General features: G+C 53.1%; 14 protein-coding genes and 1 pseudogene. 6 read left to right on the top strand and 9 right to left on the bottom strand.

Annotated elements, in window-relative coordinates:
* The first annotated feature begins 21 nt into the window (after positions 1-21).
* Entirely contained in the window at positions 22-2,010 is a 1,989-nt protein-coding gene (locus BQ7483_RS10155; RefSeq protein WP_022020654.1) for a fructose-bisphosphatase class III, read from the top strand.
* Between the two features lie 46 nt (positions 2,011-2,056).
* Here BQ7483_RS10155 and BQ7483_RS10150 read toward each other — a convergent pair whose 3' ends face one another.
* Positions 2,057-3,292, bottom strand: coding sequence for an LA_2272 family surface repeat-containing protein (locus BQ7483_RS10150; protein WP_072545822.1), 1,236 nt, complete (start codon positions 3,290-3,292; stop codon positions 2,057-2,059).
* Entirely contained in the window at positions 3,289-4,947 is a 1,659-nt protein-coding gene (locus BQ7483_RS10145) for an AMP-binding protein (protein WP_022020656.1), read from the bottom strand. Before BQ7483_RS10145 ends, BQ7483_RS10150 begins: the two co-directional genes overlap by 4 nt.
* Positions 4,948-5,138: 191 nt before the next feature.
* Here BQ7483_RS10145 and BQ7483_RS10140 point away from each other — a divergent pair, with 191 nt between their 5' ends.
* On the top strand, positions 5,139-5,843 hold the full coding sequence (locus BQ7483_RS10140) for a 6-phosphogluconolactonase (protein WP_022020658.1): 705 nt from the start codon (positions 5,139-5,141) through the stop codon (positions 5,841-5,843).
* A 107-nt stretch (positions 5,844-5,950) separates the two neighbouring features.
* Here BQ7483_RS10140 and BQ7483_RS10135 read toward each other — a convergent pair whose 3' ends face one another.
* Positions 5,951-7,165: a transposase gene (locus BQ7483_RS10135; RefSeq protein ID WP_072545385.1), complete on the bottom strand. Its 1,215-nt coding sequence runs from the start codon at positions 7,163-7,165 to the stop codon at positions 5,951-5,953.
* Positions 7,166-7,458: 293 nt separating this feature from the next.
* Here BQ7483_RS10135 and BQ7483_RS10130 point away from each other — a divergent pair, with 293 nt between their 5' ends.
* Positions 7,459-9,840: a TonB-dependent receptor gene (locus BQ7483_RS10130; protein ID WP_072546216.1), complete on the top strand. Its 2,382-nt coding sequence runs from the start codon at positions 7,459-7,461 to the stop codon at positions 9,838-9,840.
* Here the strand turns inward: BQ7483_RS10130 and BQ7483_RS17540 are convergent.
* The 4 genes and pseudogenes from BQ7483_RS17540 to BQ7483_RS10110 all read right to left on the bottom strand — a co-directional run.
* Positions 9,792-10,049: pseudogene (locus tag BQ7483_RS17540) on the bottom strand (RNA pseudouridine synthase); the annotation flags it as partial. The gene BQ7483_RS10130 and the pseudogene BQ7483_RS17540 overlap by 49 nt on opposite strands.
* 228 nt (positions 10,050-10,277) lie before the next feature.
* Complete coding sequence (locus tag BQ7483_RS10120) at positions 10,278-11,867, bottom strand: hypothetical protein (protein WP_072545820.1); 1,590 nt, start codon at positions 11,865-11,867, stop codon at positions 10,278-10,280.
* A gap of 3 nt (positions 11,868-11,870) precedes the next feature.
* Positions 11,871-12,902, bottom strand: a complete 1,032-nt coding sequence (locus BQ7483_RS10115) for an HlyD family secretion protein (protein WP_022020661.1) — start codon at positions 12,900-12,902, stop codon at positions 11,871-11,873.
* A 60-nt stretch (positions 12,903-12,962) separates the two neighbouring features.
* On the bottom strand, positions 12,963-14,273 hold the full coding sequence (locus BQ7483_RS10110) for a TolC family protein (protein ID WP_072546214.1): 1,311 nt from the start codon (positions 14,271-14,273) through the stop codon (positions 12,963-12,965).
* 380 nt (positions 14,274-14,653) lie between these two features.
* On the opposite strand from BQ7483_RS10110, the gene BQ7483_RS10105 reads away from it, so the two are divergent.
* On the top strand, positions 14,654-15,448 hold the full coding sequence (locus BQ7483_RS10105; protein WP_072545819.1) for a DnaJ domain-containing protein: 795 nt from the start codon (positions 14,654-14,656) through the stop codon (positions 15,446-15,448).
* Between the two features lie 109 nt (positions 15,449-15,557).
* On the top strand, positions 15,558-16,523 hold the full coding sequence (locus BQ7483_RS10100) for a YitT family protein (protein WP_072545818.1): 966 nt from the start codon (positions 15,558-15,560) through the stop codon (positions 16,521-16,523).
* A gap of 78 nt (positions 16,524-16,601) precedes the next feature.
* Here the strand turns inward: BQ7483_RS10100 and BQ7483_RS10095 are convergent, their stop codons facing one another.
* Positions 16,602-17,039 carry an Hsp20/alpha crystallin family protein gene (locus BQ7483_RS10095; protein WP_022020666.1) on the bottom strand — a complete coding sequence of 146 codons (438 nt, stop codon included), beginning with the start codon at positions 17,037-17,039 and terminating at the stop codon, positions 16,602-16,604.
* 264 nt (positions 17,040-17,303) lie between these two features.
* Positions 17,304-18,056, bottom strand: coding sequence for an SDR family oxidoreductase (locus BQ7483_RS10090; RefSeq protein WP_022020667.1), 753 nt, complete (start codon positions 18,054-18,056; stop codon positions 17,304-17,306).
* 141 nt (positions 18,057-18,197) lie between these two features.
* Here BQ7483_RS10090 and BQ7483_RS10085 point away from each other — a divergent pair, with 141 nt between their 5' ends.
* Complete coding sequence (locus BQ7483_RS10085) at positions 18,198-19,367, top strand: IS4 family transposase (protein WP_072544383.1); 1,170 nt, start codon at positions 18,198-18,200, stop codon at positions 19,365-19,367.
* Positions 19,368-19,578 lie beyond the last annotated feature (211 nt).

The raw sequence follows: 19,578 nt of genomic DNA, 5'->3' as shown, positions 1-19,578 counted from the left end.
ATGTATTAAAACGATAAAGTCATGGGAAACATTACTTCTGAAAGTATCATCAGTGATTTGCGCTATTTGCAGTTGTTGTCTCATAGTTTTCCGACGATAGCTGATGCCAGTACTGAGATTATCAACTTGGAAGCCATTTTGAATCTTCCGAAAGGGACAGAACACTTTCTGACTGACCTGCACGGGGAGTATGAAGCTTTTCAGCATGTGTTGAAGAACGCTTCGGGAGCCGTGAAACGTAAGGTAAATGAAATCTTCGGTCATACGTTGCGCGAGAGCGAAAAGAAGGAACTATGTACCTTGATTTATTATCCGGAAGAGAAATTACAACTTATCAAGGAAAAAGAGAAGGATCTTGATGACTGGTACTTGATTACGCTGAATCAGTTGGTTAAGGTGTGTCAGAACGTATCATCCAAATATACCCGTTCCAAAGTGAGGAAAGCTTTGCCGAAAGATTTTTCCTATATCATTCAGGAGTTGTTGCATGAATCTACTATAGATCCTAATAAGCATGCGTATATTAATGTCATCATCAGTACCATCATTTCGACCAAGCGTTCCGATGACTTTATCATAGCTATGTGTAATCTGATCCAGCGTCTTACCATTGATTCCTTGCATATTGTTGGTGATATTTATGACCGTGGTCCGGGGGCACATATTATTATGGATACGCTTTGCGATTATCACAACTTCGATATCCAGTGGGGTAATCATGATCTCCTTTGGATGGGGGCGGCGTCGGGAAATGATGCCTGTATGGCAAACGTGATTCGTATGTCCATGCGTTATGCCAATTTGGCTACATTGGAAGACGGATACGGCATCAACCTGCTTCCGTTGGCGACCTTTGCCATGGATATTTATGGAGATGATCCCTGTGAGATTTTTGCACCGAAACTGAACTTCTCCGATTCCCGCTACAATGAAAAGACGTTGCGTCTCATTACCCAGATGCATAAAGCCATTACCATCATACAGTTGAAGCTGGAAGCTGCCATCATTGACCGTCGTCCGGATCTCGGTATGCAGGGGCGCAAGTTGTTGCATCTGATAGATTTTGAGCGGGGAGTTTTCCAATATGAAGGGCAGGAATATGCTCTGCTCGATACCAATTTCCCGACAATCGATCCGGCTGATCCTTATCGGTTGACAGACGAGGAGCATGATTTGATGGAGAAACTCCATGCTTCTTTCATGAACAGTGAAAAACTAAAGAAACACATGCGCTGCCTTTTTACTTATGGTGGCATGTATCTGGTGTGCAACAGTAATTTGCTTTACCATGCCTCGGTGCCTCTGAATGCAGACGGCAGCTTCAAGCATGTGAAGATCAATGGAAAAGAGTATTGGGGGGAGAAGCTGCTGAAGAAAGTGGATCAGTTGGTGCGTACTGCCTATTTCGGTGAGGAAGGTTCGGAGGAAAAGAGTTTTGCCCTCGACTATATGTGGTACTTGTGGTGCGGTCCGGATGCCCCGTCCTTTGATAAGGACAAGATGGCTACGTTCGAACGTTATTTTGTAGCGGACAAGTCTCTACACAAGGAAACGAAAGGGTATTATTATACGTTGAGGAACGAGGTGGAGGTCTGCAATAACATCCTGAGGGAATTTGGCATAGATCCCGAAGCTCATGCCCATATCATCAACGGTCATGTGCCTGTGAAGACCATCAAGGGCGAACAGCCCATCAAGGCCGAAGGAAAACTGCTGGTGATTGATGGCGGCTTTTCCAAAGCCTATCAGCCGGAAACGGGCATTGCCGGATATACGTTGGTATATCATTCGCACGGTCTGCAGCTGGTACAGCACGAACCCTTTCAAAGTCGTCAGAAGGCTATCGAAGAGGGACTTGACATCAAGTCGACCACTTTCCTGGTGGAATTCAATTCGCAGCGCATGATGGTGAAAGATACCGATAAGGGACGTGAATTGCGCACTCAGATTGAGGATTTGAAGAAATTGCTGGTAGCCTATCGTACCGGACTGATTAAAGAACACGTCTGATAGTTTCTCGGACAAGAAAGTAGATATCCGACCTTGGAGGGCGGCGTCAGTACTTGAACAGTACGATGCCGCCCTCTATGATTGTACCGTGGTCGTAAGTGGCATTCCGGTTGTAATAACGGTCCCACCCGTATCCCCCGCTGACAAACAGCCCCATGCGGTCCGTCAGTCTGTATTCCAGATTGATGCGTGTCTGGAGGGAATAAAGGCGCGCCGGGCAGGAAGTGTTGTTCTTGCGGAATGTCTCGATATGGGCATAACCCAAGTCTCCGCTGACAAACAGATGCTTGTAAAGAGGAAGTTCGGCACCGGCCCGATAGAACAGGGAGCCGGAGAACGGGTTGTCAAAGCCGAAGTAAGGGGCGCCGGCTCCCAGGATGGTGTAAAGCCGGTTGTTCTTGAAGCGGGCTGCCAGATTGATTTTTGTTGTATTGCCTCCCGATACCAGCAGTTGGGTTCGGGTATGCGGATTGGCATTGACCAGTCCTAATTGCAGTCCGTCGAATTTTTCCTTGTAATAATTGAACAGACCGATTTGGAGTCCCTTGCCTCGGGAGGCCATGTTGGCCAGTCCAATCTGGACGCCTTTCAGCTCTTTCCCTACAACGTTGCCGAGAGTCGACAGCTGGAGGCCTGCCATGTCTTCTGCGGTGAGGTTGAGCAGACTGCTCACCTGCATGCCGGCTGCAGAGCCGCCCGATACATTCATCAGTCCGGATGCCGCTATGCCCCGGTAGCCATTGCCTGTGATGTTGGCGATGCCGGACAAGAGCAATCCTATTCCTCCGTTGCCGGTAAAGTTCATCAGTCCGGCCAAGGTCAGTCCGCAGTTGTCATTGCCGGTAACGTTTGCCAGGCCGGAGGCCAGCAGGCCTTTTCCTTCATCACCGTTGATACCTACCAGCCCGGCGATGGAGACACCTTGATATCCATAATCGTTGATGTTGGTGATGCCAGCCAGTTGCAGGCCTTTCATCTGTTGCCCTACGGTGTTCGACAGTCCGGACAGTTGCAGGCCCTTTACGTCTCTTTTCGTGACACTTCCCAGCAGGTTGATACCCACTCCGGTCAGGTTGTTCTGGGAAGAAAAGATACCCAGGTTGAAGGCTGTACTGCCGACGCTGTCTGTCGGTTGGGTGGACAAGCCTTTCCATAGGGACAGGTTGATGCCTACGGGCTTCAGTGGATTGGAAGCGGGGAGTGGAGTACGGGATTGGGCAAAAAGAAGTGTCCCTGCGGTGAGCAGGGACATTGTCAAGGTGATAATATAGATACGTTTCATCCTTTGGCTTCTTGATAGAGGAATCGTTTGATGGACTTCTTCGGAGTCTTCTCGAATTCCTCCGGGTAGATTTTCATTTTATAAATCTGGCTGTAGGCCGGAAGTTCGGCATTCAGTGCCACCCGGTTTTCTTCCATTACCCGTTCGATATCTTCGTTGGTCAGGCCGTGGGCGAAGGCATCGTCGAAGTCGGGGTAGACCAGTCCGACCAGCCGTTCGTTCTGTTGTACGATGATGCTTTCCGATACGTAAGGCATGTTGTTCAGCTTGTCTTCTATTTCTTCCGGATAGATGTTCTGTCCGCTGGGACCGAGGAGCATATTCTTGCTGCGTCCCTTGATGGTGACGTTTCCTTCGCGGTCCATCAATGCCAGGTCGCCGGTGTGAAGCCAGCCGTCCGGTTCCAAAACGTCGCGGGTGGCTTCTTCATTCTTGTAATAGCCCAGCATAACATTGGACCCGCGGCAGATGATTTCACCAGGAATATTTTCCGGGTCGGGCGACAGAATCTTGACTTCCATACGCGGGGCGGCTTTCCCGCAGGAACCTGGCTTGAAGCGTTTCCAGTCTTCGTAGCAGATGATGGGGCCGCATTCAGTCATGCCGTAGCCGACGGTATAGGGGAAGTCTATCATTTTCAGGAACTGCTCCACATCGTGGTTGAAGGCTGCACCGCCGATGATGACTTCTTCAAAGTTGCCACCGAAAGCCTGGATGACTTGGTCGCGCACGGTTGCTTTGATCTTGTCGTTCACGAAGGGAACTTTCAACAGCAGTTTCATGGTGGGCGTTTCCAGTTTGGGCAGTACGTTCTTCTTGATAATTTTTTCGATGATGAGGGGGACGGCGATGACGATGCGCGGTTTTACTTCGGCAAAGGCCTGGAAGATGATTTTGGGGCTCGGCATGCGCGTCAGGTAATAAATGTGACATCCTACGGCAATCTCATACAGGAATTCGAAGGCCAGTCCATACATGTGGGCCATAGGGAGCATGGACACCACCTTGTCGCCACTGTTCAACGACAGTACTTCGAAGGCGAAAGTCGTGTTCGACCAGAGGCTGCGGTAGGGCAGCATCACGCCTTTGGAGTAGCTGGTTGTTCCCGATGTATAGTTGATGACGGCCAGTTCCTCCGGCTGGTCCTTATGATAAGATATATGCTCCTTGCGGAAATTCTTGGGATATTTTTTGCCGAAGAGCTCGTTCAGGTGCTCGCGGGCATAGTCTACTTTCTCGCTGCGGGAGACGAGGATGGAGAAGTCGGTCATCAGGAAGATGCCTTCCAGCAAGGGCATGGCGTTTTCGTTCAGGTTTTCCCAAACCATGTCACCCACAAAGAGCAGCTTGGCTTCGGAGTGGTTCACGATGTTGTGTACATTGTCGGCCTTGAATTCATGCAGAATGGGTACGACGACTGCTCCATAGGTCAGGGTGGCGAGGAATGTCACGCCCCAGTGCGAGCTGTTGCGTCCGCAGACGGCTATCTTGTCTCCTTTCCGGATGCCGCTGGCCTCAAAGATAATGTGTAACTTTTCGATTTTTCGTGCAACGTCTTTGTATTGCAGGGTTGCTCCCTTGTAGTCGGTCAGGGCGTCCAGGTCCCAGTTTTCCTTGATGCTTTTCTCAATGTATGCGATAAAACTTTGCTCCATAATGATTGCACATTTTTGTTAGATTTGTGCAAATATAGGCTTTTCTCAACACAATGCAAACGATTTGTTCCAAAAAGGTAGATGATTGTTGCAGAAACAGCCTTTTTATCTGCTTTTGCTTATGAACAAACATCTGTTTCCTTTTGTTTAAAAAATACATCCGATTCCTTTACTTTGTTGATTAGCCTAACATGGATATTCATATAGAAAGAACTGCTACCGCTACCTGTCATGCCTTGATCAGGCATCTTCTTGACACGATGAACGCCCGGCCTGAGAAGACGTTCTGTTTGGCCTTCTCCGGCGGCGATTCTCTGTTGCCTCTGTTTGATATATGGGCCAATGAGTATGGCGGGCAGACTCCCTGGGAACGGATGCGCATCTATTGGACCGATGAGCGTTGCGTCCCCGTCAGCGACTCGGACAGCAACTATGGTACGTTGTGCCGCCTGTTGCTCGACAAGGTCGATTTTCCTCTGGAACACATTTACCCGATGTCCGACCTGCTTTCGCCGAAGCGGGAGGCTTCCCGTTATGCACGGGTTGTGGCAGCTACGGTGCCGCAGGTGGCGGGGGTACCGGTTTTCGATATTGTTCTGTTGGGGTTGGAATCCGACGGCCATGTGGCTTCCATCTATGCGGGGCAGGAGCGCTTGCTGGCTTTGAGGGAATGGTACGCACCTTGCATCAATCCCTATACGGGACAGAAGTGTGTCACGGCTACGGGGCCGCAGCTGCTGGCGGCCGGACGGCTGCTTCTGTTGGCGGTGGGCCGGAGCCGTAGGACGGCAGTTTCCGATGTGCTTCGTTCGGGCGACGTGACGCCTGCCGCCTACATTGCCCATCATGCGTCCTGTGTCGGCCTGTTTGTCGACCGGAGTGCTTATGGCGAATAGACAGTCTGGAAAACTTGTTGACAAGATAATGGCCGGATTCCGGCTTTATGTGGGATGACTTTCTTATCTTTGCACAAATCCAATAGTTCGTTAACCATTAGCCTAGCCTAAGCGGCTTTGGCAGTAAATAAAATGAGTTCTTTGAAAAGTCTGTCAATTAAATGCGTGTCTGGTTCAATCCCAGACACGTGAATAAATCGTTCAAGCATGTAAGCATTGTGTATGACTGACTTGCATGATGATATGGAATATTTTATTCCCATCCTCTTACAGGCAGCCTTGGCAAGGTTTATCGCTGCAAGTGATGCATTAAAGTGAAATGCCAGTTTCCTGAAGTCTGTAGACTGACAGTTTGTTATTCCGGCATATTGCTTGGCATCACGAAAGCAAAATTCGAGTTGGAAACGTGTCCTGTAAAAGTCCAGAACATCCTGTGCGTTCTGTGTTTCGTCCGTAGAGAAATACAGCTGCCATTTGTCCGTTCCATCCATAGGATACCATACAGCCAGGCTCACAAAGCGTTTGAGCGCTTTGGAGTATGCTTTCAGTCCGTAAAGTTTACCCTTGTTCACTTTGTACTCGGTACATCTTGTGATGTCCAGATTTTCAAAGTCAATTTTCTCGTCATGTAATTTTGGACGTCCGCGTTTTCCTGTCCTATTTTCTAAGGTGGGATAAAACAATACGGCATCATTCCTGAAACGGCTTATTACGTGGAAACCGTTATCGTACAATGGTTTGATGAAAGTTGCCTTTGAAAAGAACGCATCACATACGACTGTGCCAGAAATACGTTTCAGCTGTTCCTGTATGCTGATAAGGTAAGAGCTGTACCAGTCAACAAGATTCTTCTCACAGCTTTCCAGCGTTGCGTTGTCAGGTGTCTGTACAGAACCCAAAGTCATACATTCATGGTTGTCAACGTCTATAACTCCAATACCGGTTATTTCCAGTCCGCGTTTGTATTCACCGGCACAACCGGACCAGAAATAGCCAATCCATGGCGTTTTGCTGCCTGATTTTGGAATGAAAGACGGATCAACGGCTATCGCCTTACGACCACCTTTAAGGTGTTCTCTAATGATGGCTTCATTGAAGGAAAACCAGTCAAAGCCATCATTCTCAAAATTGTTTCGGTATGTCTGTTCTGAGAAACATCCATATCGTCCCATTTGTAGGAAATTGATGCGGTCAGGTATGGCCATGAACAATTTTATTGCATCCATGAATACTTTCTGGAAAGATTTGCTTATATTTACAACTGATTCGAGAGCATTCCTGCACTCGGATTGGTATTGCATAAGGAGTGATTCTTTGGTCATAATTAAAAGTGGTGAGATACTTCTAATTTACTAATAATCAACAAATTATGCAATACTTTCATGCTTTATTTTCAGCTATTTATCATATATTTTTCATCACTTTTCTTACCCCTTAACGATTCATTCTTGACAGTATTTCAATGATCTCTTTAATAATATTGAACTGGCTAACACCGATTCTATTATTTAATTAAATTTATCGGTAAAAATTTACCGAAGTATTGCAAATCTAAACAGATATAAAAATGTTTTCAACCATGTCGTTCCGTTCATTTCTATGCATACTGGGCTGGATGCTTCTGTTGCCGTTGCAACTGTTTGCCCAGTATTACACCGTCCGGGGTCGGGTGGTGGACAAGTATTCGCGCCAGCCCGTTCCCTACGCCAACGTGTCGCTTTATGGTCAGCCCGGGCAGGGCGCGTCGACCGACAGCCTGGGTGTGTTCCGCATCGAGCGGGTCTCGCCGGGTATCCATCAGCTTTCCGTTTCGTGCATTGGCTACAAGAACCTGCTTTCACCCGAATATATCGTTTCTGCCCAGCTGCCGCCTGTCGAGCTGGAGTTGGAGGAAGACGCCTCACAGCTGGCCGAGGTGACCGTACAGGCCGCCGCACCTTTCCGCCGCATCAAGGAGAGCCCCGTCAGCCTGCAGATCATCGGCCTGAGCGAGATTGAGAAAAGCCCCGGCGGCAATCGCGACATCTCGCGCATCGTCCGTTCCTATCCGGGCGTGTCGTTCTCGCCCATCGGCTACCGCAACGACCTCATCGTGCGCGGCGGCTCGCCCTCGGAGAACCGCTTCTATATGGATGGCATCGAGATACCCAACATCAATCATTTTGCCACGCAGGGCGCTTCGGGTGGCCCCGTCAGCATCCTCAACGCCGACCTCATCCGTGAGGTGCAGTTCTACACCGGTGCCTTTCCGGCCGACAAGGGTGGGGCGCTGAGCTCCGTGATGGACATCCGCCTGCGCGACGGCAATCCCGACGACCAGACCTTCAAGGCCACGCTGGGGGCGTCAGAGGTTTCACTGAGCGGAGCCGGACATTTTGGCGAGAAGACCACCTATCTTTTTTCTGTCCGCCAGTCCTACCTGCAACTGCTCTTCAAGATGCTGGGACTGCCGTTCCTGCCCAACTACATCGACGGGCAGTTCAAGATCAAGACGCGCCTCACGCTTACGGACGAGCTCATCTTTCTGGGCCTGACGGGCATCGACAATATGAAGCTGAACACCGACGAGGAGGGCGAGGACGCGGAGTACATGCTGAGCTACCTGCCCCGCATCAAGCAGCAGACCTTCACCCTGGGCGCGGCCTACAAACACTACGCCGGACGGCACGTGCAGACCGTCTCCCTGGGCTACAACTACCTGGCCAATCAGAACCTGAAATATGCGAACAACGATGACTCCAGTCCGGACAACCTGAATCTCGACCTGAGCTCGCACGAGCAGAAGGCCACCCTCCGCGCCGAGAACCGCACGCACGGTGAGCGGTGGACCTTGACTGAGGGCGTGGAGGCCTGGTATGCCCGCTACGACGACCACACCTTCCAGCGGCTGTTCGCAGGCGGTATGCAGCAGGTGCGGGAGCAGCAGACCAATCTGGGCATCGTGGGCTGGGGAGCCTTTGCTTCCGCCCGCTACCGGACGGCTGGCGAACGATGGACGGCCACGCTGGGCCTGCGCCTCGACGGCTGCGACTACTCGCGTGCCATGGCGCGCTTCTGGCAGAACCTGTCGCCCAATCTCTCCGTGTCGTGGCGCGTGCGTCCCGCCGTGGCCATCAACGCTGCCGTGGGCCTTTACCACCAGCTGCCGCCCTACACCGGGCTGGGCTACAAGGATGCAGCAGGTATGTATGCCAACAAATCGCTGAAGTATATGAGTGTGGCCAATGCCAACCTGGGCACCGAGTGGAACGTCACCCCCCGTGTGGTCCTCGCCCTCGAAGGCTTCTACAAATACTATACCCGCGTGCCCCTGTCCGTGGCCGACGGCATCCCCCTTTCCTGTAAGGGAAACGACTACGGCACGGTGGGCAACGAATTGCTCCTCCCCACGGCCAGCGGACGCGCTTACGGCGTTGAGGCTTCCATGCGTTGGCAGATTCCCGGCAAGTTCACCTCCGTGGCCTCCGTCACCTGCTTTCGCAGCGAGTACCGCAACGACGACCGTTCGCCCTACATCGCTTCCGCCTGGGATAACCGCTTCATTGCCAACGTGAGCGGTACCTACGACTTTCCCCGCAACTGGAGCGTGGGCGCCAAGCTGAGTGCCATCGGCGGCAGCCCCTACACACCCTACGATGAAGACCGTTCGTCGCTCGTCGAGGCCTGGGACGTGCAGGGACGGCCCTATTACGACTACTCGCGTTACAACACCTGCCGCCTCGACGCCTTTGCCCAGCTCGACGTCCGCGTGGATAAGAACTACTACTTCCGCGGCTGGCGCCTGGGCATCTACCTCGACCTGCAGAACGTCACGAAGAGTGTCCTCCGCCAGCAGGACGTGCTGATGAGCACCGGCGTCATCGAGAACCCCGAAGCCCCTGCCGCCGAGCAGCGCTACGTGATGAAGCGCCTGAAGCAGGAAAGCGGGACGCTGCTGCCCACCATCGGGCTGACGGTGGAATTCNCCGCCAGGATGCCCGAGAAGGCGGCCAGGTAGCCCAGCTGCCCTTCGCGGGTGCGCACCACCAGCACGCCGAACATCTTGCCGCGCTCCAGCTCGTCGTGCCATTGCGTCTGCGCCGCCAGGTACTGCTGCACCTCGTGCGCGGCCAGCAGGCAGAGCGGGTGGGGCGTGTAGGCAAAGGGATAGGTGAACTGCCGGGGCAGCTCGATGCCCTCAGTAGGCGAGGCGAACGGGTGGAGCATCTCCGCCCCGTCGCCGGTGGTGCGTGCGGCGGCCTTCTTCAACCCCGCCGCGTGTTTCTTCTTCTTTTCCCATGCCGCCTTGCGGGCCTCGTAGGCGTCGCGCTGGCGTTCCAGATAGTTGTCGGCCATTGAATTGAAAATTGAGAATTGAAAATGGATAATGGTTTCAATCAGGTTGCAAAGATACCTATTTTTCATTCTCCATGCCGCATTCTCCATTTTCAATTTTCAATTCTCCATTTTCAATTCCTTTTCCACATCCTTGCGTACGGTGCGCCAGAAGGGCATCCGCTTCAGCTCGCGGCGTATCGGCGCGTCGTAGAGCAGGAAGAGCAGCAGGAGCAGGATGCAGGCGTAGATGACCCAGCCGTAGATCTGCTTGATGCTGACCTCCATCATCTGCGTCATGAACGACTCGACGAAGGAGCCGAAGGGCAGGGGTGAGGCACTGACCGCCACGCGGTCTACGGCGGCACCGTAGCGCGCCAGGTTGTCGGCCACGTAGTAGGAGAAGCCGTGGCCGTAGAGCGCCGCGCCCATGACGCCGCCCACCACCATGTGGAGCATGTTGAACACGCTCAGCGCCTGGAAGAAGTGCTGGAAGGTCATGATTTCTTCCAGACACACCATGAACGTGGCGCTCAGGATGGAGTAGGCGAAGCCCCGGCAGGCGGTGGGCAGGTAGAGCTGCGACAGGTGGATGTCCGCCGAGAGGGTGAAGTAGTAGCCCAGCAGGTAGCAGACGAGCGCGCCGAGGCCCACGATGAGCAGGCGCAGGTAGTTGAAGCGCCGCACGTGCATCCACCAGTAGGCGAAGAGGCAGCCGGCCAGGATGCCCCCCAGCATGGGCCAGTCCAGGCGGACGGCGGTCAGCGCCTCGTAGTGCATCACCTCCTCGTAGAACACCTCCTCGAGCACGTGCTCCGTGGCCAGGAAGGCTTCGACCAGTGTGATGAGCAGCAGGATGGGCAGCAGGTGGCGATAAGTCCACATCTTCGGTTCGAGGAAGGCATGGCGGACGTGGCGCATGCGGCCTACGCACCAGCACAGGGTGACGACGATGGCCACGGCCAGGCGCCGCATGACGGGGCTGTTCCACCAGTCGTAGAACTCACCGTAGCAGAAGAAGTAGGCCACCTCGAGCAGCAGCACCGCCCAGAGCACGCCGCCCAGCCAGTCGATGCCGAACAGGGGGAATTTCTTGACGATGCGGAAGTGGCGCGTGCAGACGGCCAGGTAGAGCAGGTCGACCAGCATGACGCCGCCCATGAACAGGTGCATGTAGCTCCAGTGGTAGTAGTACATGAGGTGTGTGGCCAGCAGGTCGGACAGCTGCATGCTGCCCAGGATGATGATGTGCAGCAGGGGGAAGAAGACGGTGAAGTCGCGCTTGGGCGTCATCCACAGCTGGATGGTGGACATGCACTCGAACGTTCCCTGAATCTTGCAGATGCCCTCGACGAAGCACACCGCCCAGAGCAGGGGCAGGTAGGTGATGTAGGGGGCGGCGAGGTTGCACACCAGCACGCCGGCCGCGGCGGCCATGAGCAGCGTCTTGTTGGTGAAGCGGAACTTCATGCGGAACAGCAGGGGGAAGTAGATGGCCATGCCCGCCAGGTTGGCGTAGAGGCACATCTGCAGGTCCTCGCGCATGAGCGACGTTTCGCCCACCATCTGGTTGAGCGCGCCCATGTACAGGCCGCCGGAGAACTGGAAGGTGAAGGCCATGAGGACATAGATCCACGGCTGCAGCCTGCGCGGCACGAAGCTGCGGATCATCGGCATCGTGAACGGGCCGTTTAATACAGGTGCTCCCATGGCTTAATGCTTCACTTTACACTCTACGTTGAATCCGGCACGCAGCAGCTTCAGCCGTTCGGGGTCGTTGCCCGCCAGGCTGATGCGGACGGGGACGCGCTGCTCCACCTTCACGAAGTTGCCCGTGGCGTTGTCCTGCGGGATGAGGGAGAAGGCGGCTCCCGTGGCGTCGGAGATGGACTCCACCGTGCCCGTATAGGTGACGCCCGGCACGGCGTCGGCGGTCAGCGTCACGCGGTCGCCCTCATGGATGTGGGGCAGCTGCGTCTCGCGGTAGTTGGCGATGACCCACAGGTCGGTGCCGTCCACGATGTCCACCATCGTCTGTCCCGGTTGTACCAATTGGCCTTCGTGGATGTCCTTGCGGCCCGTCACGCCGTCGCAGGTGGCCGTGATGACGGTGTACGACAGGTTGAGCCGCGCCAGCTCGACGGCGGCCTGTGCCAGGCGTACGGCGGCTTCGTTCTGGCCCAGGCGGTGGGTCTGCTCGTTCTTGGTCAGCGAGGTGGAGTGCTTCACGCGCGACACCTGTTCGTAGCGGGCTTTGGTGGCTTCGTAGGCAGTCAGGATGTTGTCATACTGCTGGCGGGTGACGGCGTCCTCGGCCAGCAGCCGCTTGTAACGTTCCAGTTCGCGGCGGGCGTTCTCCAGCTGGACGCGCACCTCGGCAATGCCGGCGTCGTTCACGCTCAGGTTGTTCTGCGTGGTGGCGATGCCTGCCGTGGTGGCTTCCTGTCCGGCCAGGGCGTTGGCCAGGTCGGCTTCGGCCTGTGCCAGGCGCAGGCGGAACTCCGTGTCTTCGATGATGACGAGCGTGTCGCCCTTGTGCACGGGCTTGTATTCGTCGAAGCAGATGCGCTGGACGAAGCCCTGTACGCGGGTGTTCACCGGCGTGATGTGCTGTTTCACTTGTGCGTTGTCGGTATATTCCACGCCCGGATGGAAGAAGCGGGAACATACATAGATCAGTCCGGCTGCCAGCAGGCAGACGATGACGATGTTATAGATCAGTTTTTTAACTTTTCGGGTAATCATGATGGTTTAATGGATAATTGATAATGGATAATTATTAATTTTCAATTCTCAATTTTCAATTCAGAGCGTGTGCGTGATGTACTTCATCTTGTAGTAGTTGTAGAGCACGTTGATGCGGGCGTTCACCAGCCCCAGGTCGGCGCTGAGCTTCATGTTGCTGGCGTCGAGCAGGTCGGTCAGCAGGGCCATCTCGTTGCGGTAGCGGTTGCTGGTCACGCTGTAGTTCTGGTCGGCCAGTCGGACGCTGTTCTCCTGCGTGTGCAGGTCGGTGAAGGCCGTCAGGAAGCTGGTGTATCCCGCCTGCACGGCGTTCTCCACCTGTTCGGCGGCCAGGCGTTGCGACTCCTGTGCGCGGCGCACGTTCAGGCGGGCCTGCTTCAGCTTGCTGCCGTTCTTGAAGAGCGACGACAGGCTGTACTTCACGCCTACGCCCACGTACCAGTAGTTGAAGTTGTTGTCCAGTACGGGTACCTCGATGGTGATGGGGCCGTCCAGGTGGTCGGCAGCCACGAGCGCCACTTGCGGCAGACGGGCCGAGCGTTCCAGACGCACCTTCTGCTCGTTGACGCGTACGGCAGCTTCGGCCTGCCGCAGCCCGATGTGGCTTTGCGTGGCCAGGGCCTGCCAGTCGTCTTCGGCCAGCGTCTGTACGCGGCGTTCCAGCAGGGTGGTGTCCGGCACGATGACCGTACCTTCGGGCAGGTGGAGCGTGGTCACCAGCTGGTGGTTCATGATTTTGGCGGCGTCCTGCACCTTGGCCAGCTGCAGCTTCAGCGTCTCCCGTTGCAGTTCGTAGCGGGTGATGTCGTTCTGCAGGACGGTGCCCTCGCGGCGGCGTGCCTCCATGTGGGCTATCATCTGCTCCGTCAGTTCCAGGTTCTTCTGCAATACCTGTTCCTGGTTGTTCAGTTTGTAGAGGTCCAGGTAGTAGCCCGTGAGCAGGAAGCGTATCTCCTGCCGGTTCTTCTGCCAGTCCAGTTCGGCCAGTTGCTGTTCCAGCTCGGCCAGGCGGATGCCGCTGTTGATGGCTCCTCCGGCGTAGACCACCTGCTGCGCCTCGATGGCGAAGTTGTTTCCGAAGTGCGGCATGTCGACGGTCATGGCGTTGCCGAAGTCGCGGTCCCACAGGCGTCCGTCGCCCAGGTAGCTGGCCGATACCGACGCGTTGATGTCCGGCAGGCGTTGTGCCTTGGCCGCTTTCAGTGCCTGGTCGGCCGCTTCCTTGCCGGTGCGGTAAGCCTGTATGCTCGTGCTGTTCTCGTCGGCCAGGCGGAACAGTTCTTCGATGCCCGTCACCTGCGACTGGGCATACGGATGCTGGCTGCACAGTGCCGCGATGCACAGCACCATGAGCCTGTTCAGTTTGCTCATCATGTCTAAAGAAATTGCTTGTTAAAATGTAAAATGGAGATGAAAATCGGGCGGAGGAAGCAGGACAGGGAGCCTCCGCGCTCCTATATGGAGTCAGATTTGTGCGGCTACACCCCACACATGGAAATCGTGTATCTTGTTCTTGTAGCGGAAGGCGCTGTATTGTCGGATGGTTTCCATCATGTTCTGACTGATTACTGTTTTGATTTTCGGCTGCAAAGGTAGAAATTAGGAAAATAAGTTGTGACTCTATAAAGCCGTTCTTTTAAGTCGTTTTAACGGATGAATGGAGGCGATGCAATTGGCAGACCGACGAAAAATATGTTCCTTTGCGCTGAATTGTTCAATCATCTATACATTAATATCATATAAGTAACGCTATGGGATACGGAAAATGGATAGGCGGCGTGGTGGGCTTCATGGCCATGGGGCCTCTGGGTGCGCTGGCCGGATATGCGATAGGGTCGCTGTTCGACAAGGCGACGGATGCGGAAGCACAGGGAGCTACGGGGCACGAGTATTACGGCCCTACGGCGGAGGGATGCGAGGACCTGGGACAGCGCAACAGTTTTCTGTTTGCGATGCTCGTTATGGCTTCGTACATCATCCGGGCCGACGGGCGCATCATGCACAGCGAGATGGAGTTTGTGCGCCGCTTTCTGCGGGTGAACTTCGGCGAGGGGGCTGTGGACGAGGGACAACAGATTCTGCTGAACCTCTTCGAACGGCGCAAGCAGATGGAGCGTACCAATCCGATGGCATTCAAGAACACCATCCACGACTGCGGCGTGCAGATTGCCGCCAACCTGACCTATGAGCAGCGTCTGCAGCTGCTGGACTTCCTCGTGAAGATAGCCCAGAGCGACGGCAACGTGTGTCAGGCCGAAATCGATGCACTGAAGGAAGTGGCGGTCGCCATGGGCCTGTCGGTAAAGGAGGTAGAGTCGATGCTCAACCTGCGTGGCAGCTCGCTGGAGGATGCCTACAAGGTGCTCGAAGTGTCGCCCGACGCGACCGATGCCGAAGTGCGTGCCGCTTACCGCCGCCTGGCGCTGAAGCACCATCCCGACAAGGTGGCTGCGCTGGGCGAGGACATCCGAAAGGCGGCCGAGCAGAAGTTCCAGGAAATCAACGAGGCCAAGGAGCGCATCTACAAGGCACGCGGGCTGAAGTGATGTACCGGCCGGCGGAAGAGGCGGGCTCATGCGATTTTTCTTTTCCTTTATAGCCGTGTATGCGGATGATTTTCGTATATTTGCTGCATAAAGATAAAAAGTTAACCGTATGAAGAAAACAATCACTTCCTGGGTCAGTATTCTGTTGGGATGCTTTATTCTGGCATCCGGTTTCGTATTTTTCATCAACCCTTATAACATCGTTCCGGGCGGAGTATATGGGGCGAGCATTGTGCTCCATAATCTGTTTCCATCCGTCCAGGTGGGTACGTTCGGATATATGTTCGACGTGCCGTTGCTCATCCTGTCGGTTGTGTTGCTGGGAGCCCGGCTGGGTACGCGAACCATTGTTGCCGCGCTGACCACGCCGTTGCTGATGAACCTGCTTTCGCGGGCGGTGTATCCCTCGCAGGAGGCACTCGAAGCGCTCGACCCGTCGCAGTTGCTGGGCGGGTGCATGGACTTGTCGGACCATTTGATGCTGACGTCCGTTATCGGCGCCACGGTAATCGGCATCGGGTCGGGCATCGTAGTTCGCAATCAGGCCACTACGGGCGGTACGGACATCGTGGGTATGCTGCTCCAGAAGTATTGCCACATCCGCTTCTCCCGGGCCATCCTGCTGGCCGACGGAGCGGTGGTTTGCTTCGGTCTGGCCGTCATCGGTTTCGGCATCGGCAGTGCCGAGGACGTAGAGCAGCCTGCGCTTTTCCTGTCGTTCTATTCGTTGATTGCCATCTTTGTCTGCTCGCGTGTCATCGCTTTCATGATCAATGGGGCGAAGAACGACAAGCTGATTTTTGTCATCAGCGACAAGCGGATGACCGACCTGCACAAGTATATTCTCGAGGATTTGGACCGTACGGCCACATGCATCAAGAGCAGCGGCCTGTATACGGGGGCGGAGAAAGAAATGCTGTTCCTGGTGGTGAGCTATAAGGAGGTGAGTGGCGTGAAGCTGAAGATCAAGGAGGCCGATCCGCGGGCGTTCGTGGTGGTGACCGATGCCTACGACGCCTTTGGCGAAGGGTGGAAGCAGCTGCCTTCATCGGCCAACGAGCTGCAACCGGAATAGGCAGGATACGGACATAAAAAAAGAGAGCGTACTCCCGTAGCGGAATACGCTCTCTTTCATTTAAAAGGCTGATTTATATTAATGGATTTCAATCACACGATTGACTTTGGCCTTTTCTTCGGGTGTGCTCTTCGGCAGTTCGATGGTCAGTACACCATCGCTGACGTTGGCACTGATTTTGTCTTTTTCAACATCGTCAGGCAGAACGAAAGCCTGTTGGAACTTGGAGTATGAGAACTCGCGACGCAGATACTTCTTGTTTTCCTTGTCTTCTTCCTTGGACTCGTTCTTCTTTTCCATCGTGATGACCAGTTCGTTGTCGTCACCCAGATGAATGTTGAAGTCATCCTTTGTCATACCCGGAGCAGCTACTTCTACTTTGTAATCTTTTTCGTTTTCTATTACGTTGATTGCAGGAGCAGTAGCGTTTGCTTTTACCATCCAATCGTTATCAAAGAAATCATTAAAGATACTCGGTAACCAATTCTGATTGTTGTACTTTCTAATCGGCATCATAGTTGTAATCTCCTATTTTTAAGTTGTTTATTATCAATTTTCTTCTGAACCCCTCCACCTTTCGGTTTCGTTGTTCGCCTAAGGATTGGCAAATACTGTGCCGCTTGCCGGAATGTCAGCTCCCGCTATGTGCCATTTAAACTTGTGAAAACAATTTTAATCGGAATGCTCCGTGTTTTTAAACTTGTGCATACTTTGTTAGCTCTTCCGGGTGTGACGGACCGGGGAACCGGGCGTCAGATTGTCATTTTTCCGGAAAGATTGTCACCTGTCCAATGTCCAGCCTTCGTCGTTGTGATACACCATCAGATGGCTCATGCCGCCGTCTACGGTCAGGTTGATGCCATTGACGAAGCTGTTCCGGTCATCACAGAGGAAGAATACGGCACGCACGATGTCTTCAGGTTCACCCACTCGTCCCGAAGGGTGTTGTTGCAGGTCGGCCGTCGAATAGGAGGGGATGGGAGCCTCGGTGTGGAAACGGGCCGTTTCAATCCAGCCGGGTGCTACGGAGTTGACGCGGGCTATACCGGACAGGCTGACGGCCAGGGCATGGGTCAGGGACGTGATGCCACCCTTGGCAGCCGAATAGCTTTCCGTGTCGGCCTGTGACTGGAAGGCGCGGGTGGACGAAAGGTTGACAATGCTGGCTCTGGGGGCAAAATAAGGTTTCAGCCGGCTGGCGAGCCAGAAGGGGGCAGCTACCCCGACGCGCTGCACATATAGGAAGTCCTCGTATGTACAGCCGGACAGAATGCCGCCTTTCGTCAGGCAGGCATTATTGACCAGGATGTCGACGTGCTTTTCCTGCTGCAATACCCAGTCGACAAATGCATCGATTACTGCTTGTTCGGAGATGTTTCCCTGATAATACCGGATACCGGCAGATGAGGACGGAGCTGGATCTTTGTCTATGGCGTAAACTCGTGCTCCTTCGGCACAGAAACTTTCGGCCAGACATCTTCCAATACCGGCCGCTCCTCCGGTGAGGACGCAAACTTTATGATTGAATTTCATATTGAGGTTCACTGCTGTCCGGAGAAGATTCTCCAAAGCAGCTATTATTAATTAATACTCAACTGGTTACGAGGATAATAAAATTTTTCGATTAGAAATCATAGTTTTGCAAGAAGGTATAAACAGCCAATTCTGCAAACTATGAACAAAGGAAAAACAATATTTGCACAGGTTATGTCTCTTATAAACACATACGAATTTAAGAAGTGCGTCAACCGCTATAAGGGTGACAGACACTCCATCAAATTCACTTGCCGTGACCAGTTCATGGTAATGAGCTTTGCCCAGTTCACGGACAGGTCCGGGCTGAGAGACATAGAGACTACACTTAACCTTTGTTCTCCTGATCTTTACCGTTCTGGTATCAAGGTAATGCCCAAATCCACCTTGGCCGAAGCGAACGAAAAGAAGGATTGGCGTATCTATCAGGACTTTGCACAAGTTCTGATACGACAAGCAAAGGAAGCATATAAGGGACAGAAACTTAGACTTGACCTGGATGAAATGGTCTATGCCTTTGACAGCAGCACTATTGAGCTGTGTCTGAAGCTTTGTCCATGGGCTAAGTTTCATCATGAGAGAGGAGCAATCAAGATGCATACCTTGATGGATTTTAGGGGTTCCATCCCGACATTTGTTCATCTGACAGAAGGAGCGGTTCACGATTCCAAAATTATGGATAAGATACCTGTAGAAGCAAACTCCTACTATCTTATGGACAAAGGATATGTCAAGTTTGACTCCTTGTACCAGCATTTTCATCTTAACAATGCCTTTTTTGTAACTAGAGCAAAAGGAAATATGCTTTATAAGGTTATTGATAGTAGAGAGGTAGATCAATCTGCCGGACTTTCCTCTGATGAAACCATCAAATTGACTGGGCCACTTACTTCTCAGAAGTATCCTGATTCTCTTAGACTTGTTGTATATGAAGACTTCAGCACAAATACAGTTTACCGTTTCCTCACCAATAACTTCAAACTTGAGGCATTGACCATTGCCGAGTTGTACAGGGAAAGATGGCAAATTGAGTTGTTCTTCAAATGGATAAAGCAGCATCTGCACATAAAGACATTCTATGGAACCACCCAAAACGCCGTGTACACACAGATATGGATAGCTATCTGTGACTATCTTCTGCTTATCATTGCGAAGAAACATTATATGTTGAACCCAAGTCTTCATTCTATTTCAAATTCTATTGGTCAAGTTCTCTTCAAAAGAGGCGACATCAAAGATATATTTAATCAAACCGACCTCACTGCTAATGTTCCGGAGGGTGATGGTCCTAGGCAGCTTACATTGTGGTAAAGTTTCTCCGGACAGCAGTGATTGAGGTTGTCTTTTTTGTATGACGAAGGTGCAAAAATAGGTTTTTTCTTCGTATGCGGAAAGTTATCCTTGTAAAGATGAGTTCCAAAAGTTTTTATTTCGGATAAGGAGTGTTATATTTGTGCCGTTAACGAACACGGTTGCCGGAAGAAATGCCTGTATCGTTTGGGAAAACGATGGGAAAAACGGT

Source organism: Mediterranea massiliensis, from assembly GCF_900128475.1.
GTDB lineage: Bacteria > Bacteroidota > Bacteroidia > Bacteroidales > Bacteroidaceae > Bacteroides > Bacteroides massiliensis_E.
Note: the sequence above shows the minus strand (reverse complement) of the source record. Positions and strands in the feature narration are given on the sequence as shown.